This window comes from Asticcacaulis sp. (assembly GCA_024707255.1).
Taxonomy (GTDB): domain Bacteria; phylum Pseudomonadota; class Alphaproteobacteria; order Caulobacterales; family Caulobacteraceae; genus Asticcacaulis.
Window position 1 is genome coordinate 896,694 of sequence record JANQAC010000001.1, and the last position, 18,090, is coordinate 914,783.

15 protein-coding genes and 1 pseudogene are annotated in these 18,090 nt (G+C 60.6%); 5 read left to right on the forward strand and 11 right to left on the reverse strand.

Annotated elements, in window-relative coordinates; all coding sequences use genetic code 11:
- Nucleotides 1–6: 6 nt before the first annotated feature.
- The 6 genes from NVV72_04260 to NVV72_04285 all read right to left on the reverse strand — a co-directional run bounded on the left by NVV72_04260 (nucleotide 7) and on the right by NVV72_04285 (nucleotide 9,204).
- On the reverse strand, nucleotides 7–1,611 hold the full coding sequence (locus tag NVV72_04260) for a tryptophan 7-halogenase (GenBank protein ID MCR6658579.1): 1,605 nt from the start codon (nucleotides 1,609–1,611) through the stop codon (nucleotides 7–9).
- A 97-nt stretch (nucleotides 1,612–1,708) separates the two neighbouring features.
- A complete protein-coding gene (locus NVV72_04265; protein ID MCR6658580.1) occupies nucleotides 1,709–3,622 on the reverse strand; it encodes a glycoside hydrolase family 3 protein in 1,914 nt (637 codons plus the stop codon).
- A gap of 214 nt (nucleotides 3,623–3,836) precedes the next feature.
- On the reverse strand, nucleotides 3,837–6,671 hold the full coding sequence (locus NVV72_04270) for a TonB-dependent receptor (GenBank protein ID MCR6658581.1): 2,835 nt from the start codon (nucleotides 6,669–6,671) through the stop codon (nucleotides 3,837–3,839).
- A gap of 332 nt (nucleotides 6,672–7,003) precedes the next feature.
- Nucleotides 7,004–8,059: a LacI family DNA-binding transcriptional regulator gene (locus NVV72_04275; protein MCR6658582.1), complete on the reverse strand. Its 1,056-nt coding sequence runs from the start codon at nucleotides 8,057–8,059 to the stop codon at nucleotides 7,004–7,006.
- A gap of 93 nt (nucleotides 8,060–8,152) precedes the next feature.
- On the reverse strand, nucleotides 8,153–8,488 hold the full coding sequence (locus NVV72_04280; GenBank protein ID MCR6658583.1) for a hypothetical protein: 336 nt from the start codon (nucleotides 8,486–8,488) through the stop codon (nucleotides 8,153–8,155).
- 221 nt (nucleotides 8,489–8,709) lie between these two features.
- Entirely contained in the window at nucleotides 8,710–9,204 is a 495-nt protein-coding gene (locus NVV72_04285) for a YcgN family cysteine cluster protein (GenBank protein ID MCR6658584.1), read from the reverse strand.
- A 133-nt stretch (nucleotides 9,205–9,337) separates the two neighbouring features.
- Here NVV72_04285 and NVV72_04290 point away from each other — a divergent pair, with 133 nt between their 5' ends.
- The 3 genes from NVV72_04290 (at nucleotide 9,338) to NVV72_04300 (ending at nucleotide 13,636) form a co-directional block, all read left to right on the forward strand.
- Complete coding sequence (locus NVV72_04290; GenBank protein ID MCR6658585.1) at nucleotides 9,338–11,176, forward strand: ATP-binding cassette domain-containing protein; 1,839 nt, start codon at nucleotides 9,338–9,340, stop codon at nucleotides 11,174–11,176.
- 320 nt (nucleotides 11,177–11,496) lie between these two features.
- The gene (locus NVV72_04295) at nucleotides 11,497–12,489 is read left to right on the forward strand and encodes a hypothetical protein (protein ID MCR6658586.1); all 993 of its coding nucleotides are present in this window, start codon (nucleotides 11,497–11,499) and stop codon (nucleotides 12,487–12,489) included.
- Between the two features lie 49 nt (nucleotides 12,490–12,538).
- Nucleotides 12,539–13,636, forward strand: a complete 1,098-nt coding sequence (locus NVV72_04300; protein MCR6658587.1) for a DUF2336 domain-containing protein — start codon at nucleotides 12,539–12,541, stop codon at nucleotides 13,634–13,636.
- 363 nt (nucleotides 13,637–13,999) lie between these two features.
- Here the strand turns inward: NVV72_04300 and NVV72_04305 are convergent, their stop codons facing one another.
- Together NVV72_04305 and NVV72_04310 are read right to left on the reverse strand one after the other, a co-directional pair.
- A complete protein-coding gene (locus NVV72_04305; protein MCR6658588.1) occupies nucleotides 14,000–14,233 on the reverse strand; it encodes a hypothetical protein in 234 nt (77 codons plus the stop codon).
- Entirely contained in the window at nucleotides 14,233–14,403 is a 171-nt protein-coding gene (locus NVV72_04310; protein MCR6658589.1) for a hypothetical protein, read from the reverse strand. The genes NVV72_04305 and NVV72_04310 overlap by 1 nt, the downstream gene beginning before the upstream one ends.
- 344 nt (nucleotides 14,404–14,747) lie before the next feature.
- On the opposite strand from NVV72_04310, the gene NVV72_04315 reads away from it, so the two are divergent.
- Complete coding sequence (locus NVV72_04315) at nucleotides 14,748–15,299, forward strand: hypothetical protein (GenBank protein MCR6658590.1); 552 nt, start codon at nucleotides 14,748–14,750, stop codon at nucleotides 15,297–15,299.
- 199 nt (nucleotides 15,300–15,498) lie between these two features.
- Nucleotides 15,499–15,711: a hypothetical protein gene (locus tag NVV72_04320; GenBank protein MCR6658591.1), complete on the forward strand. Its 213-nt coding sequence runs from the start codon at nucleotides 15,499–15,501 to the stop codon at nucleotides 15,709–15,711.
- A 15-nt stretch (nucleotides 15,712–15,726) separates the two neighbouring features.
- On the opposite strand, the gene NVV72_04325 is transcribed toward NVV72_04320, so the two are convergent.
- From NVV72_04325 to NVV72_04335, 3 genes and pseudogenes are all read right to left on the reverse strand, one after another.
- Nucleotides 15,727–16,596: a hypothetical protein gene (locus tag NVV72_04325; GenBank protein ID MCR6658592.1), complete on the reverse strand. Its 870-nt coding sequence runs from the start codon at nucleotides 16,594–16,596 to the stop codon at nucleotides 15,727–15,729.
- Nucleotides 16,593–16,802, reverse strand: coding sequence for a M13 family metallopeptidase (locus tag NVV72_04330; protein MCR6658593.1), 210 nt, complete (start codon nucleotides 16,800–16,802; stop codon nucleotides 16,593–16,595). Before NVV72_04330 ends, NVV72_04325 begins: the two co-directional genes overlap by 4 nt.
- Nucleotides 16,803–16,897: 95 nt before the next feature.
- Nucleotides 16,898–17,572, reverse strand: a pseudogene (locus NVV72_04335) (M13 family metallopeptidase).
- Between the last annotated feature and the right edge of the window lie 518 nt (nucleotides 17,573–18,090).

Below are 18,090 nucleotides of genomic sequence, written 5' to 3' on the forward strand. Positions count from 1 at the left end.
CCTCCGTCAGGCCTTACAGGTGGCCTCTATATATTGCGCATGGCTCGGCATTGCGGCCACGCATTTGCCAATCACACCACTGATATCATTGAGATATTTGACAATCTCATCTTCCGCGCGCAGATCAACGAACGGATCGTAACCGTCCGGAATCAATCCCTGCCCGATCAGCACCTGTATCCAGCTCTCATCGACGAAAAGCTCCTCGCCTGTCTTGAAGAACCGTCCGGCCACGCGCCACAAATCCAGCCGCTCGCGCAGGGCATCGGGGATATCCATATCCCGGCAATAGCGCCAAAATCCTTTGCCATTTGGGGGCCTGTCATCGCGCGTCGTCAGCTTGTAGTGCGCGATCAGGAAGTCGCGGATCTCGCGGTATTCCTCATCGACCAGCCGGTTGAAACTGTCGCGCTGCGCCGGCGCGAACCCGCTGTCAGGAAAGAAGGCCAGTAACCGTAAAATCACGCTCTGGATCAACTGGATCGAGGTCGATTCCAACGGCTCCATAAAGCCGGAGGACAACCCCACCGCTACGACATTCTTATCCCACACCTTGCGGCGCTTGCCCGTGCGGAAGTGGATCACCCGCGGCTCCGCCAGCGCCTCGCCATCGAGATTGCCCATCAGCACCGCCGTGGCCTCATCATCACTGATATAGCGTGAGGAAAAGACATGGCCATTGCCGATGCGATGCTGCAACGGAATCCGCCATTGCCAGCCGGCCTTGTGCGCAATCGAGCGCGTATAGGGCGTCAACAGTTCGGATTTTCCGAGGACCGGCTCGCCGGTCCGAGGCAAGGCCGACTGGCCGCCCGAGCCGTTGCGAGGTAAAGCCTGCGCGGCGTCTGAGCGCTCAAAGGAACAAGGCACCGCCACGGCGCGATCACATGGCAGCCAATGCGACCAGTCCTCATAACCGGCACCCAGGGTCTGTTCGATCAGCAGCGCCCGCATCCCCGAACAGTCGATAAACAACTCCCCCTCGACTACCGCGTCACTCTCCAGCACCACACCTTCGATAAAGCCATCCTCGGCCCGCTGATTGACCTTGACGATCTTCCCCTCGGTGCGCTTCACGCCCAGCGCTTCAGAGTATTTGCGCAGGTAGAGCGCATAGAGCCCGGCATCGAAATGATAGGCATAGGCGATATCATTAAGCGGCGAAGCCTTCATATCCGGCCGCGCCCGCATGAACTTGTTGGCATAGGCCGCCGCCGTATTGATCGAATAGTCGGCGAAGCGTTCCGACACCTTCCCGGTGCCACGCATTTTCAGCCAATACTGGTGCATCCTGAGCCACCCCAGGTCCTGGCCGATCTTGCCAAAACCGTGGATATAGCTGTCCCCCTCATGGCCCCAGTTGGTGAATTCGATCCCCAGCTTGAAGGTCGCCTGTGTGCTCCTGATGAAATCGGTCTCGTCCAGTTCCAGCAGGTGATTGAAACGCTTGATCGCGGGAATGGTCGCCTCACCGACGCCGATGGCGCCGATCTCCTCGGATTCCACCAGCTCGATTTCCAGCCCCTTTCGAGCGAGCTTCGCCAACAACGCCGCCGCCATCCAGCCCGCCGTCCCGCCGCCAACGATGACCACTTTGTTCAAGGGAATCATGATCCCTTCTCCTCCCCTGCGTTAGCGGGGGAGGTGTCAGCGCGAAGCCCGAAGGGCTGGTGTCGCTGACGGAGGGGGCCTTTCCTCACAAGTCTTATCATTTACATTCCACCGGCTCAGCCACGGGCAATGCCCCGACCATTCCCGGTTTAGCATAGCTCAGCCCATAGCCCAAAGCGAACTGCGCCGCCGCCCCTGGACACCCCGCCGACGGCCAGTCAAACGACAAGGTGCCTTTGAAATCCTTCCCGCCAAACAGCACATCGGTCACGCCCCTGCCTTCCGTCCCCGGCAGCCACGCCGCCACAAAGGCATCCGACAGGTTGAGCAAATCATTGGCATAGAGGGTGCGGCCCGATTCCAGCACCGTAATCACCGGCTTGCCCTTGCCGGAGACCGCCTGCAAGACTTTCACATCTTCCGGGTAACGCGCCGTATGCGACAGATTGCTGATATCCCCCGCCGTCTCGGCGTAGGGCGTCTCTCCCACCACCGCGATCACCGCGTCATATTGCGCAATATCTACGCCCGCAGCATCCGCGCTATAGGTCACATTGCCCGCTCCCGCCTCGGCCTTGATGCCGGCCAGGATACTGTCGGCATTGGGGAAATCCGAATTGGCATTGTCCGTGCCCTGCCAGGTGATCGTCCACCCGCCGGTCTGGTTGCCGAGATTGTCGGCGCTCTTGCCGACCACCAGAATTTTCGCACCCTTTTTCAGCGGCAAAGCAGAGCCCTCGTTTTTCAGCAATACCAGCGATTCCGATACCGCCCGCCGCGCCAGATCGCGTGCCTGGATCGCCGAAACCTTCCCAGCATACGGATTACTCGACGGCCGCGCCCCAAAAATCTTCGCCCGCATCTTTACCCGCAGTATCCGCGTCACCGCGTCATCGATGCGCGACATCGGAATGGCGCCGCTCTCGACATCGGCCACGGTCGCATCAATGAACTTGTCCCACTCCAGCGGCACCATCATCATGTCGATGCCGGCATTGATCGCCTGCGGACAGTGATAATTCAGGCACCCCGGCAATTGCCCGACCGCGTTCCAGTCGGAGATAATAAAACCATCGAAGCCCATCTTGCCTTTCAGCACGTCGGTCAGCAGGTATTCATCACCGTGCATCTTGCCGTAATCCTTGCCCGTGGCGCCGTCGGTCCACGAGGAATAGGAGGCCATCACGGTCTGCACGCCGGCGCCGAGCGCGCCATAATAGCCTTGGCCGTGGATATTCATCAGGTCGGCCTCGGACGACATGTTGACGCCCTGGTCCTTGCCGTTCTTTGTGCCGCCGTCGCCGATATAGTGCTTGGCCGTGGCCACCACGTTTCCGGCCTTCGAGAAATCACCCTGCATCCCGGTGACATAGGCCGAAGCGTAATCTTTCACCTCCAGCGGATCGGAGGAAAAGCCCTCATAGGTCCGCCCCCAGCGCTGGTCTTCCACCACGGCAAGCGTCGGCGCGAATACCCAGTTGATGCCCGTGGCGCGCACAGCCTTCGCGGTTGCCGCACCGATCTCGCCGATCAGTTCCGGATCATGCGCCGCGCCCAGACCAATATTGTGCGGAAACAGCGTCGCCCCGATGACATTGCCGTGGCCATGCACCGCGTCGGTGCCCCACAATAGCGGAATTTTCGTCTTCATGTCGGTCTTCATGGACGCGTCATAAAAGCCGTCCGACATCTTAGCCCAGTCCTTCAGGGTCGCGTGCTTCATCATATAGGGCCACGAGCCGCCGCCATTCAGCACCGAGCCAATGTAATGCTTGCGGATATCCTCCGGCGTCACCGCCTTGATCTCGGCCTGGGTCATCTGACCGATCTTCTGGCGCAGGGTCATCTGACTGACGATTTTGGCGATCTTCGCCTCCATCGCCGCATCCGGCCTGATCGCCGAGTCGATATGCGGCCAGTCCTTCAGTTCCTGCGCCTGACTCAAGGGCGCGAACAACAGACACAGCGAGATCGAGCCGAGCAACGCCCGGCGGAAAGATGACTTGGACATGGGATAATCCTGAAGACAAAAGCGAAACGTTTTCCCTCTCCTCCCTATCGCTTGCGATGGGGAGGTGGCGCGGCGATCCATTCATGGGTCGTCCGTGACGGAGGGGCGCTCTTTCAAAACTCAAAAAGACATCCGGGGAAGGCCGGGAGGTGCCCTCCCCGGATAGCCAACACCTGCCGCCACACGCAATGAACGGCGGCAGGCGCTCGGGGGATTACTGGAACTTGTAGCTGACGCCGAAGAGGATCGTCTTGCCGTATTCCTCATAGATTTCCGGATAGGAAGACCCATCCGCCGTCTTGTTCTCCGTCACCTTCAACTGGGTCTGGTAGTTCGAGTCAGTCAGGTTATAACCTTGCAGCAGGAAGGTAACGCCCTTGAGCGGGCCGTCCTGCATCTGGTAGCTAAGCTGGGCGTCAACCTGGTCGTCGGCCAGGATACGGGCCGCCGCGCGGTTGGCGTAAAGCGCATAGGTCTCGCCCAGGAAGGCCGAGCGGTAACGATAGCTCAGGCGCGCCGAGAACCCACCCCGCTCGTAATAGCCGGTCAGGTTGCCGACATCGCCGGAGAAGCCCGGCAGTTTCGACGGATCGATATCATCGCCTGAGCGGATATTAGTCCAGCCACGCGAGAAGCTGCCGATCACGCCAAAGCCATTCAGCTTGTCCCAGATCAAAGCCCCATCCAACGCGCCGCTGAATTCGATACCGGAGACGTTCTTGCCGCCGCCGATATTGCTCGCGGTGCCGTCATCATTGATCGGCAGGGTAAAGCTGCCGATATTGCTGAGCGGCGTCACCCCGCTGGTATTGGTCCAGCCGGTGAAGTCGTAGTTGGAGACCGTCAGGTTACGAATATAGTTGCGCATCACCTTCTGGAAGCCGGCTACGCCGATATAGCTGGTCCGGTTGAAATAGCGCTCATAGGCCAGGTCAACACCATCGGCGATCCACGGCTTCAGATTCGGATTGCCGCCGGAGCCGCTCCAGGTCTGGGTCGTTATACTGACCGAAGCATTGCGGCTGGCGCGCATGTCCTCCATGCGCGGACGGGCCATGGCGCGGCTCATCGCAAAGCGCAGCACGGAATTGTCGTCCATGTCGTATATCAGGTTCAGGCTCGGCAGGAAGTCGCCATATTCCTTGCTGGTCGAGACCCACTGGCCGATCGCCGGCGAGCCGCGCTGGATGATCTCGTTACCGGCCGAGGTCTGCTTGGCGCCGACATATTGCAGGCCTAGATTACCGCGCAGGCCATGCCCGCCCATCTCCGTATCGATGTTCATCTTGGCGAACAGGGTCACCAGTTCTTCATCGACCTGCCAGTACTTGTTGAGGTTGTCCTCGTTCAGGATGGCGCGACGGTCATAATATTTGTCGAGCACGCTGCCCAGATCATAGGACAGAACCTTGCCGAAGCCGGCAAAATCGAGATTGGTCGGTTCCTGCAGATCAGCCGCATCCACCGCCACGCGCGTACCATGACAGTCATTGGTCGTCTGGTTCCAGCCCTTGAGGCAGAGATCCCATTCCTGCACACCCTTTTCCTTGGTGCGGTGCGAGTAGTCGACCCCCAGTTCAATACTCTTGAAGCCACCCCAGTCCATGTCATGCACGCCGCTGAAGCGCGCCGTCGCCAGTTGATCGACCACTTTCGGCTGACGGATGGCGCCGTCATGGCCCCAGCCGCCCCAGGGCGCCACGTCGCCGAGATAGACATTATCGGCGTCGGCATAGTTCAGACCCGGCGTAAGCTGCGGAAAGCCGCCAAAGGCGATGTTCTCGTCAATCGTATCGAAGGTGCGGCTGACCGGCGTCGGGTCCGTGCCGTAACCAGCATAGGTTTCGGCGATGCTTTCCTTACGCACGGAGCGCGAATAGCCGAAATCAATCACCGACCGCCACGCACCGATGTTAAATCGGTTGTTCGAGCCGAAGGAGAACATTTCGTCGCGGCGCAGATTGTTGTCGTTGCGGATGATCGGCGCAATGCCGCTGATCGTCGCCTGCTGCACCACCGGCGTACCGCCGCGATCGGAGACCACCACATTCGAGAAGTGGATATCGTCGGTCCATTGCGTCTGATACCACTGCGCGCCGTGCGTCACTTCGTTCTGGTCAAAGACCGAGTAATAGAAGTCATTCACGCTGCGGAAATTGTCGTTCGGCTTGAAATCGAGCACGGCCATGTAGCCGTCGCGCGTCTGGCGGCGGGCGGTCGACCAGATTTCAACGCCGTGCAGACCAAACGCATCGGCATTGCCAAGGCGCGGCAGGCCGGTAACCGAGTCATTGCCCTGCTTGTCCCACCACCAGCTCTTGGAGTGCTGCAATTCCGACGGATCATCAAGGTGCGCATAGGAGAGCGCGACGCCCAGCTTGCCGTCCATGAACTGATCGATATAGGCCAGGCTGATACGATTACCATTGGCGCTGTAGCCCGGAACGATTTCGCCATTGGTATTGACCGAACCGCGCACATTCACCGAAATGACGCGCTTGTTATAGTCGAGCGGGCGCACGGTATTCAGCACTACCGTGCCGGAAAGGCCCTGGCCGGTCAGGCCGGCATCCGGTGTCTTGTAGACGATGGCCGAGGAGACCATTTCCGACGGATACTGGTCGAATTCGGCGGCGCGGTTGTCGCCGGAAGAGACCTGCATCCGGCCGTTCAGCAGCGTGGTCGAGAAATCGCCGGAAAGCCCGCGAATGGAGATGGTCTGCGACCGGCCGCCGACGCGCTGCGCCGCCAGGCCCGGTAGACGCGCCAGCGATTCGGCGATCGAGGCGTCCGGCAGCTTGCCGATATCTTCGGCCGAAACGGCTTCCACGATCGAGGTGTTCTTCTTCTTGATGGTCAGCGAATCCTGCAAGCCCTTGCGGATGCCGGTAACGATCACGACCTGGGTATCTTCGGCCGGCGCGGCCGCGGCCTCATCCTGAGCCTGGGCCGCTGTTGTCAGGCCGCCCAGCGCAATGGCGCAGGCCGCCGTAGTCATCAGAACCGTTTTAATGGACGCAGAACCGCGTCGCGTGACAGATTTCATCATGTTCCTCCCCGGATCGGGTGCTATGCGCTCTTTGGGTGCCGTATAGGCGAGTTGATCCCGCCATTGGAAGCGCTCTCAATTCCTGCGCCGCAGAATACGCCTCTGTCAAGCGCGACACCACGCACAAGCCCGTTTTCAGACACATTTGCCCCAATCAGAGACAAAATGTGTTCAATATGACACAAGGTTTAGGCTGAAACCATTTATGGGAGCGCTCCCATTTTTCTCCTCCCCTGCGCAGCGGGGGAGGTGTCAGCGCAAAGCCCTTTAGGGCTGGTGTCGCTGACGGAGGGGCCTGTTTTTAGCTTTAATCCCTATGCAAGGGCCTTACTTCACCCCCGCGGGGGGCTGGCGCTTTCCCGCATGACCACCTTATGCGGCACCACATCAAACCGCACCGGCAAAGGCCCGCTGGCCGTCTTGCCGGCCTTGATCCGCTCGACGATCATGTCCACGGCGCGATAGCCGATGGTTTTCAGCGGCTGGTTCACCGTGGTCAGCGGCGGCCAGATAATCTCCGACACAGGCGTATCGTCGAAGCCAACGATCGACAGATCCTGCGGAATATTCAGGCCCACCTTGTGTGCCGAGAACAGCGCGCCGACGGCCATGTCGTCATTGGCGCAGATCAGGGCGCTCGGTCGATGTCCATTATTCAGGATCGCCGCCGTCATCTCCACGCCTGAGCGGAACGTGAAGTTGCCGCGCATCACCGTCACATCCGCCTCGTCTATCCCCGCCTCGGCAATGGCCCGCCGGAAGCCCGAATAGCGCTCCTCTGCCGAGAGGTGCCCTTCCAGGCCCTTGATAAAGCCGAACTTTTTATGGCCGAGCGACAACATGTACCGGGTCATTTCATAGCCCGCCACTTCGTCATCTATCCCCACGCCCGAAGCCACCTTCTGCGCCGCCAGGCCCGGCGAAATGCACACCACCGGACAGTTGCGCGCCTCCAGTTCGCGCAGCAGGTCGCAGTCATCGGAAAAGGGCGGCGTCAGGATCAGCCCATCGCAGCGCCTTGAATCGACCAGTTCGATGATCTTGGCCGTCTTGCCAAGGCTATGCTGATTGACCGTGTGCATCAGAAGCTGGAAACCGGCCTCGGCGCAGCCTCTCAGCGCACCCAGTTCCAGGCCGGAATGATAGAAGGAGTTAGGTTCGCTATCGAGGTCCGAGGCATAGACCAGACCCAGCACCTGCGTCTTGCCGCCGGCCAGGAACCGCGCCTGCATATTGACCTTGTACTGCAGCTTGTCGACGGCCTTGAGTACACGCTGGCGAACCTCCTCGCGCACGTTCGGCCCGCCGTTCAATACGCGCGATACGGTGGCCCGCGCCACGCCGGACAGCGCCGCTACATCGTCGATCGTCGGTTTACCGGCACGCAATAGGGTGTCTCACTCGCCAAACAGTCATATTCGCTTTATGCGGCCTGTTGACGCAGGACACAAGCCCCTATCGCACACCAATTGAAAGCGCTCTCAGTAGTGGTTGCGATCATGATCCCTGTCGTGATTTCGGTCATGATCATTATCGCGCGACCGGTGCATCCGCGCCGAATGATAGCCATCCGCCGCCTCGCGCCGGAAATGCCGGCCATCATCACGGCGATACTGGCGGTTCGTGTGGTCACGGTAATAATACCAGCCGTCTTGGCTCCAGTAGCCATCGCGCACCGGGCCGTAATAGTTGTCGTAATAGAGATCGTCGTAATCGTTATAGCCGTAGCCGACCCCCGCGCCGCCATAATAGCCGGTACAGCCGCTGAGCCCCAGCACAACGGCCAGGGCCGCCGAAAGAACAATTGCGCGTTTCATGACCGTCTCCCTGAAGATTTTCCTCCGCAAAACGTGCGCTCAAAATCCTAAACCCGAAAGACGAAAGCCCTCCCACTTCGCAAGGATATGGTAAATCGGAAGTGCGACAAGCTTACCGTGAATGTTCTCTCTTAATCCTCCCCTCTTGGAGGGGAGGGGGACCCCGAAGGGGTGGAGGGGTAAAAACAGGAGGGCGTGGCCAAATCCAACCTCACCTGCCTCTAATCGATATCTTCGGCCGGCCAGTCCGAACGGTCCTCGTTCAGATCCCAGGCGGCGAAATCGAGCGCCTCTTCCGGATCACCGAGCGCCAGTTCGGAAATGGTCTGGCCGCGGATCGAAACACCTGAGCGATGCACCGTCTCGCGGTCGCCGGTGATCAAATGATGCCAGTCCGGCAGCGTCTTGCCTTCATGCAGCCGGCGATAGGCGCAACTCATCGGCATCCATTCCAGGGCCTCGATATTGCGCGGCGTCAGCTTGATGCAGTCCGGCACATGCCGCTTGCGGTTCTGGTAGTCGGAACAGGCGCACTTGTCCGGATCGAACAGCTTGCAGTGGACGCGCGTCGGGATGACCTCCAGCGTCTCCTCGTCCTCGAACCGCACCAGGCAGCACAGCCCGCAGCCATCGCACAGGCTCTCCCACTCCTGCGGGTTCATTTCGGCAAGGGTCTTGGTCTCCCAGAAGGGTTTTTGCGCAAAATCACTGTTCATGCGCGGGCTTATAGTCCCCCGCGCTCATTTTTGCACCCAAGTTATTTTCCAACAGCCTGAAAAGCAGATGGGACGTTCCTTGCTGACGCAGATTTCCTTTGTAAAATAGCCGCCGGCACACTACATGGCGCCTATGGCCAAAACACCCGCAAAAGCCCCGCTGCTCGCCCTGAAAGACGTCCGCCTGATGGACGGCATGAACCCGCTGTTCGACGGCGTCGATATCGCCTTGGAGCGCGGTGTGCGCGCCTGTCTGGTCGGCAAGAACGGCGCCGGCAAATCGACCCTGATGCGCCTGATGTCTGGCCTGATCGAGGCCGATTCCGGCGAACGCATCGTCAGCAACGGCATCCGTTATGCCTTCGTGCTGCAGGAGCCGGAACCCAAGGGCGAAACCATCCTCGACTGGGCCTGTTCCGGCGGCGCCGAGCACTATACCGCCGAGGCCGAGCTCTACGCCTTCGAGATCGATCCGAACGCGCCGACCACCTCGATGTCCGGCGGCGAAAAGCGCCGCGCCGCCCTGGCAAAAGCATTTGCCGAAGAACCCGACCTTCTGTTCCTCGACGAGCCGACCAACCACCTCGACATCTTCGCCATCGAAACCCTCGAAGACCGCCTGCGCAGTTTCCGCGGCGCCGCCCTGATCGTCTCCCACGACCGGACCTTTCTTGAGCGCACCACCCAGCGCTGTTTCTGGCTCTATGACCGCAAGGTGCTGAAGCTCGACCAGGGCTATGCCGGCTTTGAGCCGTGGTCCGATTCGGTCATCCGGGACGCCGAGGAATCCCTGGCCCGCCTGCAAAAGGCGATCGAGCGCGAGACCAAAACCTTCTATTCCTCGATCACCGCCCGCCGCACGCGCAACGAAGGCCGCGCCTCGCGCCTGGCCGCCATGCGCGCCGACGCCACTGCCCGGCTTATGCAACGCGGCAAGACGATGGAAATGAGCATCGATTCCGGCGGCACCTCCGGCCGTCTGGTCGCCGAACTGAAAGGCGTATCCAAAGCCTTCGGCGAACGCACCCTGTTGAAAAATTTCTCGACCCGCATCATGCGCGGCGACCGCCTGGCGATCGTCGGCCCCAATGGCGCCGGCAAGTCCACCCTGGTCAAGCTGCTGCTCGGCCAGATTCCGGCGGATTCCGGCGAAATCAAACTCGGCACCAATCTCGAAGTCGCCTATCTCGACCAGGGCCGCGACGCTTTGAAAGGCGAGGAAACCCTGTGGGACGTGCTGGCCAATTCCGGCTCCGACCAGATCATGGTCCAGGGCACGCCGCGCCACGTTGCCGCCTATGCCAAGGATTTCCTCTTCCGTGAAAACCAGTTGCGCCAGCCGGTAAAATCGCTCTCCGGCGGGGAGCGCAACCGCCTGCAACTGGCCCGCGCCCTGGCCAAGGCCACCAACCTGCTGGTGCTGGACGAACCGACTAACGACCTCGACATGGACACGCTCGACCTGTTGGAGGACATGCTGGCCGATTACGACGGCACCCTGATCCTGGTCTCGCACGATCGGGATTTCATCGACCGTCTGGCCACCTCCACCCCGGCCCTGAACGGCAAGGGCGATGCCGCCGAAACCCCCGGCGGCTGGCAGGACTTCATCCGCCAGAACCCGGATTTCTTCTCGGAAATCTCGCGCATGGAATCGATCAAGATCAAGGGCGACACGCCGAAGGTCCTGTTTGAAAAGCCGGTGGAAGTGGCCACTCTGACCAAGAAGCCGGCGGCAAAACTGTCCTATAAGGATCAGAAGCGCCTGGAAGATCTGGAGCGCCTGATGCCCGAATGGCAGGCCGAGATCGAAAAACTGGAAGAGATTCTCAGCGACCCCAACCTCTATACCAAGGCGCCCAAGGCGTTCGAGCAGACAACCCGGCAACTGACCCATACCCGCACCTCGCTGGAAAGCGGCGAAATGGAATGGCTGGAGTTGGAAGAGAAGAAAGCGCAGTTGGCGGGCTAGGAGCCACTAAAAGCAAGATACCCCACCACCGCATCTAGCGCTCCGCGCGTCATGCGGTCCCCCCTCCCCGACAAGCGGGGAGGAACGATTCTTATTTGAGCCTCCCCGCTTGTCGGGGAGGGGGACCGCGCCATTCTTCATGGCGTGGTGGTGGGGTGTCTGACCTTCTTAAGAGAAGGGAAACCACGGATAAACCTTCTTCTATCCACTTCCCGCACTCCCAACCAAAAATCCTCCGCTATTAGGTCTTAATTAAACTCACTGGCTTAAGCTTTCAGGGTTACAACCTGACGTACCGCGTGAAAGTCATCCAGCAAGCCATGACCAAGCCTGCCCGCCGCGCCTGTTATCTGCTGCCCGCCGCCGTCGCCCTGATGGCGGTCGCGGTCCCTTGCGCGGCGCTCGCCGGTTCGGCCCGTCCCTATCTGACCTGGAGCGCCAAGGCCCAGCCGGTCACGGAGGCGCCCCCGCAGACCGAACAGGTCCAGACGACCACCGGCGCCTATCCCGTCCCGCCCTCGCCCTATGGCCAGGTTGGCGATCCCTACGCCCGCTCCTTGCGCTGGCCCGCCAAGCAGGCGACCGCCGTGGCTTCAGTCTCCCCGCCTCCGCAGCCGCAATTCGCCGCTGTGCCGACGGCCCCCGTCCGCAATCCGGCCCCCGTTTCCGTATCTCAGCCCGTGCCGATGGCCGCGCCGACGCCGGTGGCTGTGGTGCCCTTACCCGCCCCCCCGACCGCCCCTGAGCCCGAACGCGAAGATCCCGGCCTGGCCGACGATCCCGACCTGACGCCCGAAGCGCCGGTCGCCGCACAGCCCTCACCGCCTCAAGCCGCCCGCAAATCCGCGGCCGCAGTGGCGTCAGCGCCAACGCCTGCACGCACCGAAACCGCGCCACCCTCGGCCGCCGTCGCTTCCGCCCTGAGCACCGACGGCGCCTACGAAGTGCCCGCAACAAGCAAATACGCCGCCCGCATCGCCGCGGCCCGCGCCGCGCAACTGCCGACCGCCGAAGTCCCCAAAACCGGCAAACCGGACGCCAAACCGACCGCCACCGCGCCGGAACCCGATGTCTCCCCGGCTTCGCAGGAAACCGATCACGTCTTCATTCCCGGCGAACATTACACCACCCCGGCCGACGAGCCGCGCCTCTACAGCCTGCACCGCCAGTACGGGATGCGCCCCGATCCGATCAGCGTCACGCCCGGCGCCACCGGCGCCCTGCTGACCGTTTCGCCGGAAGAAGGCGGCGATCCGAACGATGACGATAAGGCCAGCGATACCGGCAAAAAATCCGACACCGATAAGAACTGATCCATACTCGATAAACCTTCTCAGCCAGAATGGCCCTCAAGGAAACAGAATGTCCCGCGTCCCGACCTCAGCCCTGACCGACCTGATCGAACTGGCCCAGGAACCTTCGAGCGCCAAACGCCGCGAACTGCTGCGCCAGGTGACCGGTATCTTCATGACCAATCCGGAAGAGATCAGCGGACCGGAAATGGAACTCTACGATTCGGTGATGAGCCAGTTGGCCGCCGATATGGAAACCGCCGTCCGCGCCGAAATTTCCACCACCATTTCGCAAACCCGCAATGCGCCTTTGGGGCTGCTGCGTCGTTTGGCCTCCGATGACATCGCCGTCGCCGAACCGATCCTGACCCGCTCGCAGGCGCTCAGCGAAACCGACCTGATGCACATCGTCTCGACGCAAGGGCAGGATCACCTGCGCGCCGTCTCTAAGCGCGAGTCGGTGCCCGAAAGCGTCTCCGGCGTCATCATCAACCGCGGCGACGACACCACGCTCCATACCCTACTCAGCAATGACGGCGCCCGTCTGTCGCGCGCCTCCAACGAGCAGGTCATCCAGCGCGCCCAGGCCAATCCGGCCCTGCACGAGGTCGTGGTCAACCGCGCCGACATGCCGGTCGACCTGATGAACGACATGTATTTCGTCGTCGAGGCCCGCCTGCGCGAACGCATCATGCGCGAGAACGAAAAGCTCGATCCGGCCGTGCTCGAACAGGCCCTGTCCAAAGGCCGCGATAAGGTGGCCGTGGCCTATGGCAGCTTCCCCGACGATTACGAGAAGATCTTCGACGAGGTCGAATCCTTACGCCGCAATTCGCGCCTGACCCCGACCCTGCTCGCCAAGTACATGCGCGATCCGAACCCGACCTATTTCCTCTGCGCCCTGGCGCAGATGGCCGATATCGATTTCCTGACCGCCCGCCACCTGGTCGAGAAAAAGGAAATCGATGCGCTTGCCATTGCCTGCAAGGCCGCCGATCTCGACAAGGCCCTCTTCCTGACCTACGCCATGATCATGCTGTCGGACCAGGAAAACGCCATGGGCAAGGCCAGCGAATATGGCCGGCTCTATACCGACCTGCCGCGCGACACGGCGCTTCGCACCATCCGCTTCTGGCGAATGCGCCGCGCCGAGGGCCACGCCGCTTAATCGGGACTTTGTCCCGATTAAGCTTTTTTCTTAAGAAGATACCTCGCATCGGCTCGGGCGCGCAGTCGCGCTTGCCAAAATGCGATTAGTCATCGCATTTTGGAGGTCTCATGCCCCTATCTCCTCCCTACCGTAAGGTGGGGAGGTGGCAGCGCGAAGCCCGAAGGGCTGGTGTCGCTGACGGGGGGCGCCCTTCCCCATCCTTCCGCGTAAAAAAAAAGCCGCGCTAAACAGCGCGGCCAGTTTACAGGGAGGAAACGCCCAGGAAGGGCAAAGACCTCGAACAAGGTCTAGGCCCCGTCTATAGCAGGCTGTTAGCGCTACCGCAAGCAAAAAATGACAGCGCTGTCATGCTTTTTTTACTCACCCCTCTCCATGCGCGTGCAGGAACTTTGCCAGCGGTTCACGCAAGGCCTGCGGCCCGGAAACCGCCGCCTCGAACAGGCGCTTCTGGATATCACGCGGCAGGTCGAACCAGTGCATGATCACCGCCGTGCCCAGGGCTTGGACCAGTTCGCGCTCATCTTCGCGCAGGTCATGACCGGCCGAAAGGTTCCATGACAGGTATGGCTTACCGCCGTCAGATGCCTTTTCCATCACACCGCCTCCGGCTGGCGCGGTGCCCGCGCATCGGGTTCCGGCAAAGGTTCCGGCACGGGCATGGGGTCATCGCCTTCCGGCACCGGCGAAAGGTCGGGCACATCGGGCGCCGGATCGGGCACGGGCGGCGGCGGATCATCCTCAGTATGGGTGTCAGTCAGGGTCATGGTGATGCTCCCGGATAGATATCGGACAGCGCAACCTAGCACTCACACCGTAAAATCCGCAGACCACAAACCGGCAGCGAAATCAAAATTTCATAAATACAGGAAAAATCCCTTGTCCGCAAAACATATCCGCTTTTCACCAGACATCCGAAAAGCGAATACTTCCCGTCTGTTTGCCGCACCGACAAGACTTACAATCTCTTTACCACGATTACCGGCCATATGGATGACAATCTTACGGACCGGGGCGTAGGGTCTGCGCCGTGCCCGGCGATCCTGGGCACGGCATCAATCCACATATACCCTGTTACCATCCCGCCGCCCTTGCGGGAAAAGGAGATACCATGCCCAGAAACAACGACGACCAACGCAGTTCCCAATCCCGCGAACGCGACGAAGAGGGTCGCTTCACCAGCAGCCCCCGCCGCTCATCCTCGCGTTATGACGATGACGACGACGATTACCGCACGCAAGGCCGCGACCGCGATGAAAACGGCCGTTTCACCAGCGAACGCGGCCGCTCCCGTGACGAAGACCGCGACTTCGAGGACTGGCACGCCTATGGCCACGCCCGCGGCTGGCACGCTCACCAGCAGGGCCGCCACGGCCAGGCCAACCGCAACCGTGACGAAGAAGGCCGCTTCACCAGTGGTGGACGCAGCGGGCGGGATCGTGACGATGACCGCTCTTACGGGGCTTCATCGGGCGGGGCTTCATCAGGACAAGGCCGCGGCTGGCACGGTGATCCGGAAGGCCATGCCCGCGCCGGCAGCATGAGCCACGGCGGCTCGCAAAGCCGTAGCCGCGATTATGACGACGATGATGATATGCGCGGTCGTAGCGCTACCAACCGCGAACGCGACGATAATGGCCGCTTCGTCGGCAATCGTCACTAGCCAGAGCCAGATGCTTTTAAGCTGAAGCTTTGCATCGGATGCGCACAAGAAGCCCCACCACCACGCCCGAAGTCGGGCGTGGTCCCCCTTGTAAGTTATTTGCGTCTGCTCTTTTCTGGACAGCGCACTCAATGCAAAGACCCACAACAAGACTTTCAAGACCTTCTTTGAAAACCTGGTCAAAGCCGGAAAGCCTAAAATGGTCGCCATGATCGCCGTCGTCAGAAAACTACTGACACAGATCAACGCCATGATCAGAGATAACAGCCCCTGGACTGAACAAAAACTTGGCCAACAACGCAGTCGCTCTCCGACAAGTCGGGGACGTACAAAAAAGCCCGCCTCTTGCGAGACGGGCTTTTGTGAGAACCGCGACAACGGCGCAACCGCCACCGTCACGATTCCGGGTTAAGGGTGCCTCGCACCCTTACCAGATTTTCACGCGATCGGCCGGTTTGACATAGTAGATCTGGTCCGGCTTGACATCGAAGGCCGAATACCAGGCATCGACATTGCGCACGGCGCCGATGGCGCGGAACTTGTCCGGCGAGTGCGGATCGGACGACACCAGGAATTTCAGGAAATCCGGCTGGTATTTCGATTGCCAGACCTGCGCGAAGCCTAAGAAGACGCGCTGGTCGCCGGTATAGCCGTCGATGACCGGCGCCGGCTTGCCGCCGAGCGACATGTGGTAGGCATCCAGGCCCAGCAGCACGCCGCCAAGATCGGCGATATTCTCGCCCATGGTCAGGCCGCCCTGGACATGAACGCCGGCCACCGGCTCATAGGTATCGTATTGCGCGCCGAGCGCTTTGGTCTGGGCCTCGAACTTGGCGGCGTCTTCCGGCGTCCACCACTCCACCAGCGCACCGGTCGGATCATAATGACGGCCCTGGTCATCGAAACCGTGGGTGATTTCATGGCCGATGACCGCGCCGATAGCGCCGTAATTGACCGCCATGTCGGCCTTCGGATCAAAGAAGGGCGGTTGCAGGATGGCGGCCGGGAAGACGATCTCGTTCTTGGTCGGCGAATAGTAGGCATTGACGGTCTGCGGCGTCATTTCCCAGTCTTCCGGGTCGATCGGCTGATCGATATGCGACACCTGATAGGCCCATTCAAAGGCCGAGGAGCGCTCGATATTGCCGTAGAGATCATCGGCCTTGATGGTCAGCGCCGAATAGTCGCGCCACTTGTTAGGGTAGCCGATCTTGACGCCGAAGGTGGAAAGCTTTTCCAGCGCCTTGGCCTTGGTGGGGGCGCTCATCCAGGTCAGGTTCTCGATGCGCAGCTTCATGGCCGCCAGAAGGCCATGGACAGGTCTTCCATTTTGGCCTTGGATTCCGGCGGGAAGTAATCGCGGACGTAGGCGCGGCCGAGGGCTTCCCCCATCTTGTCGTCGGTGGTGCCAACGGCGCGCTTCCATAAGGGGCGTTGCTCGGCAATGCCGTACATGGTCTTGGAGCGGAATTCGAAGCGGCGGGTATAGAAGCGATCCGACAGATAGGCCGAGCCCTGGTCGAGCGCGTTGAAGGCTTCCAGGCTTTCAGGGTTTCCAGCGGGGTATCGGCATAGATCTTGGCGATCTTCGGAATGGCGGTATTCTGCGCCACAATCACCTTCTGCGCCTGGGAGACATGGGCCGCAGCAAAGAAGCCATCCCAGTTGAAGCCCGGCGCGTAGGCATTGAGGTCTTTCAGCGCCATCGGGTTATAGGTCTTGGTGTCGTCGCGGCTCTCGATCTTGGTCCAGCTCACCTCGGCGATCTTGGTTTCCATCGCCACGATATCCTTGGCCGCCTGTTCGGCGCCGGGATAGCCGGCCATGCTAAGCATATCCTTGATATAGACCTCATACGCGGCCTTTTTGTCAGCATAGGTGTCGGTCAGGTAGTAGTCGCGGTCGGGCAGGCCCAGGCCGCCTTGCGACATCTGCAGGGCGCGGTAGCCGGGCTTCTTGGCGTCGTCATAAACGAAGATGCCGAAAAAGGCAGAGCCGAAGGTTTCCGAGGTGGCGCCCATGAAGGCGGCCATGTCGTCCTTGCTGGCGATGCCGGCGATCTTCGCCAGTTCGGCCTGCGCCGGCTTGAGATCGAGCTGGTTCTTCAGGTCAACATTCATGGCCGAGCGGTAAAGATCGGCGATCTTCAGGTCTTCGCCGGTCAGGTCATTACGGGCGGCGAGTCCGGTGACCAGGGCCTTGAGGCGCAGTTCCGAAAGATCATAAAGGGCATTGAAGCTGCCATAGCCGGGCTGGTCGCCAGGAATGACCATATTCTTTAGCGCGGTGCCATTGGCATAGTCGAAGAAATCATCGCCCGGCTTGATGGACTTGTCCATGCCGGCGGTATCGAAGCCCCATGTGCCATAGGTCTTGGCGACGGTGCTTTCAGATGACGCGGCGGCCGGGGCTTCGGCAAAGGCCGGCATGGCGGCTATAGGGGCGCTCAGCAAGGCGGCCGCGATGGCAATGGAAGAAATAAGGGATTTGGCCAAGGGTTTAAAATGCATGTGGCTCTCCGGCAATGGACGGCCGGACTATCAGCGCGCCCCCAAAATCAGGCCCGCACCTTGATACAGTTTAACAAGGCTGTCTCATGAACATTTGGTAATCTTGTTGCGAAAGTTACCGCCGTACCCGAAGTGCCACTTTTTGACGAACCCGTCACTTTTTTTGGATTTTCAGGGCAAAAAAAGCCCGCCTGGGGGATAAACCCGGCGAGCTTTTTATTCTGTAAATTAAAGAGCGTTTCCTCCCCGAAACGCCGGAGCTGACTTCTCTCTACGGGAAA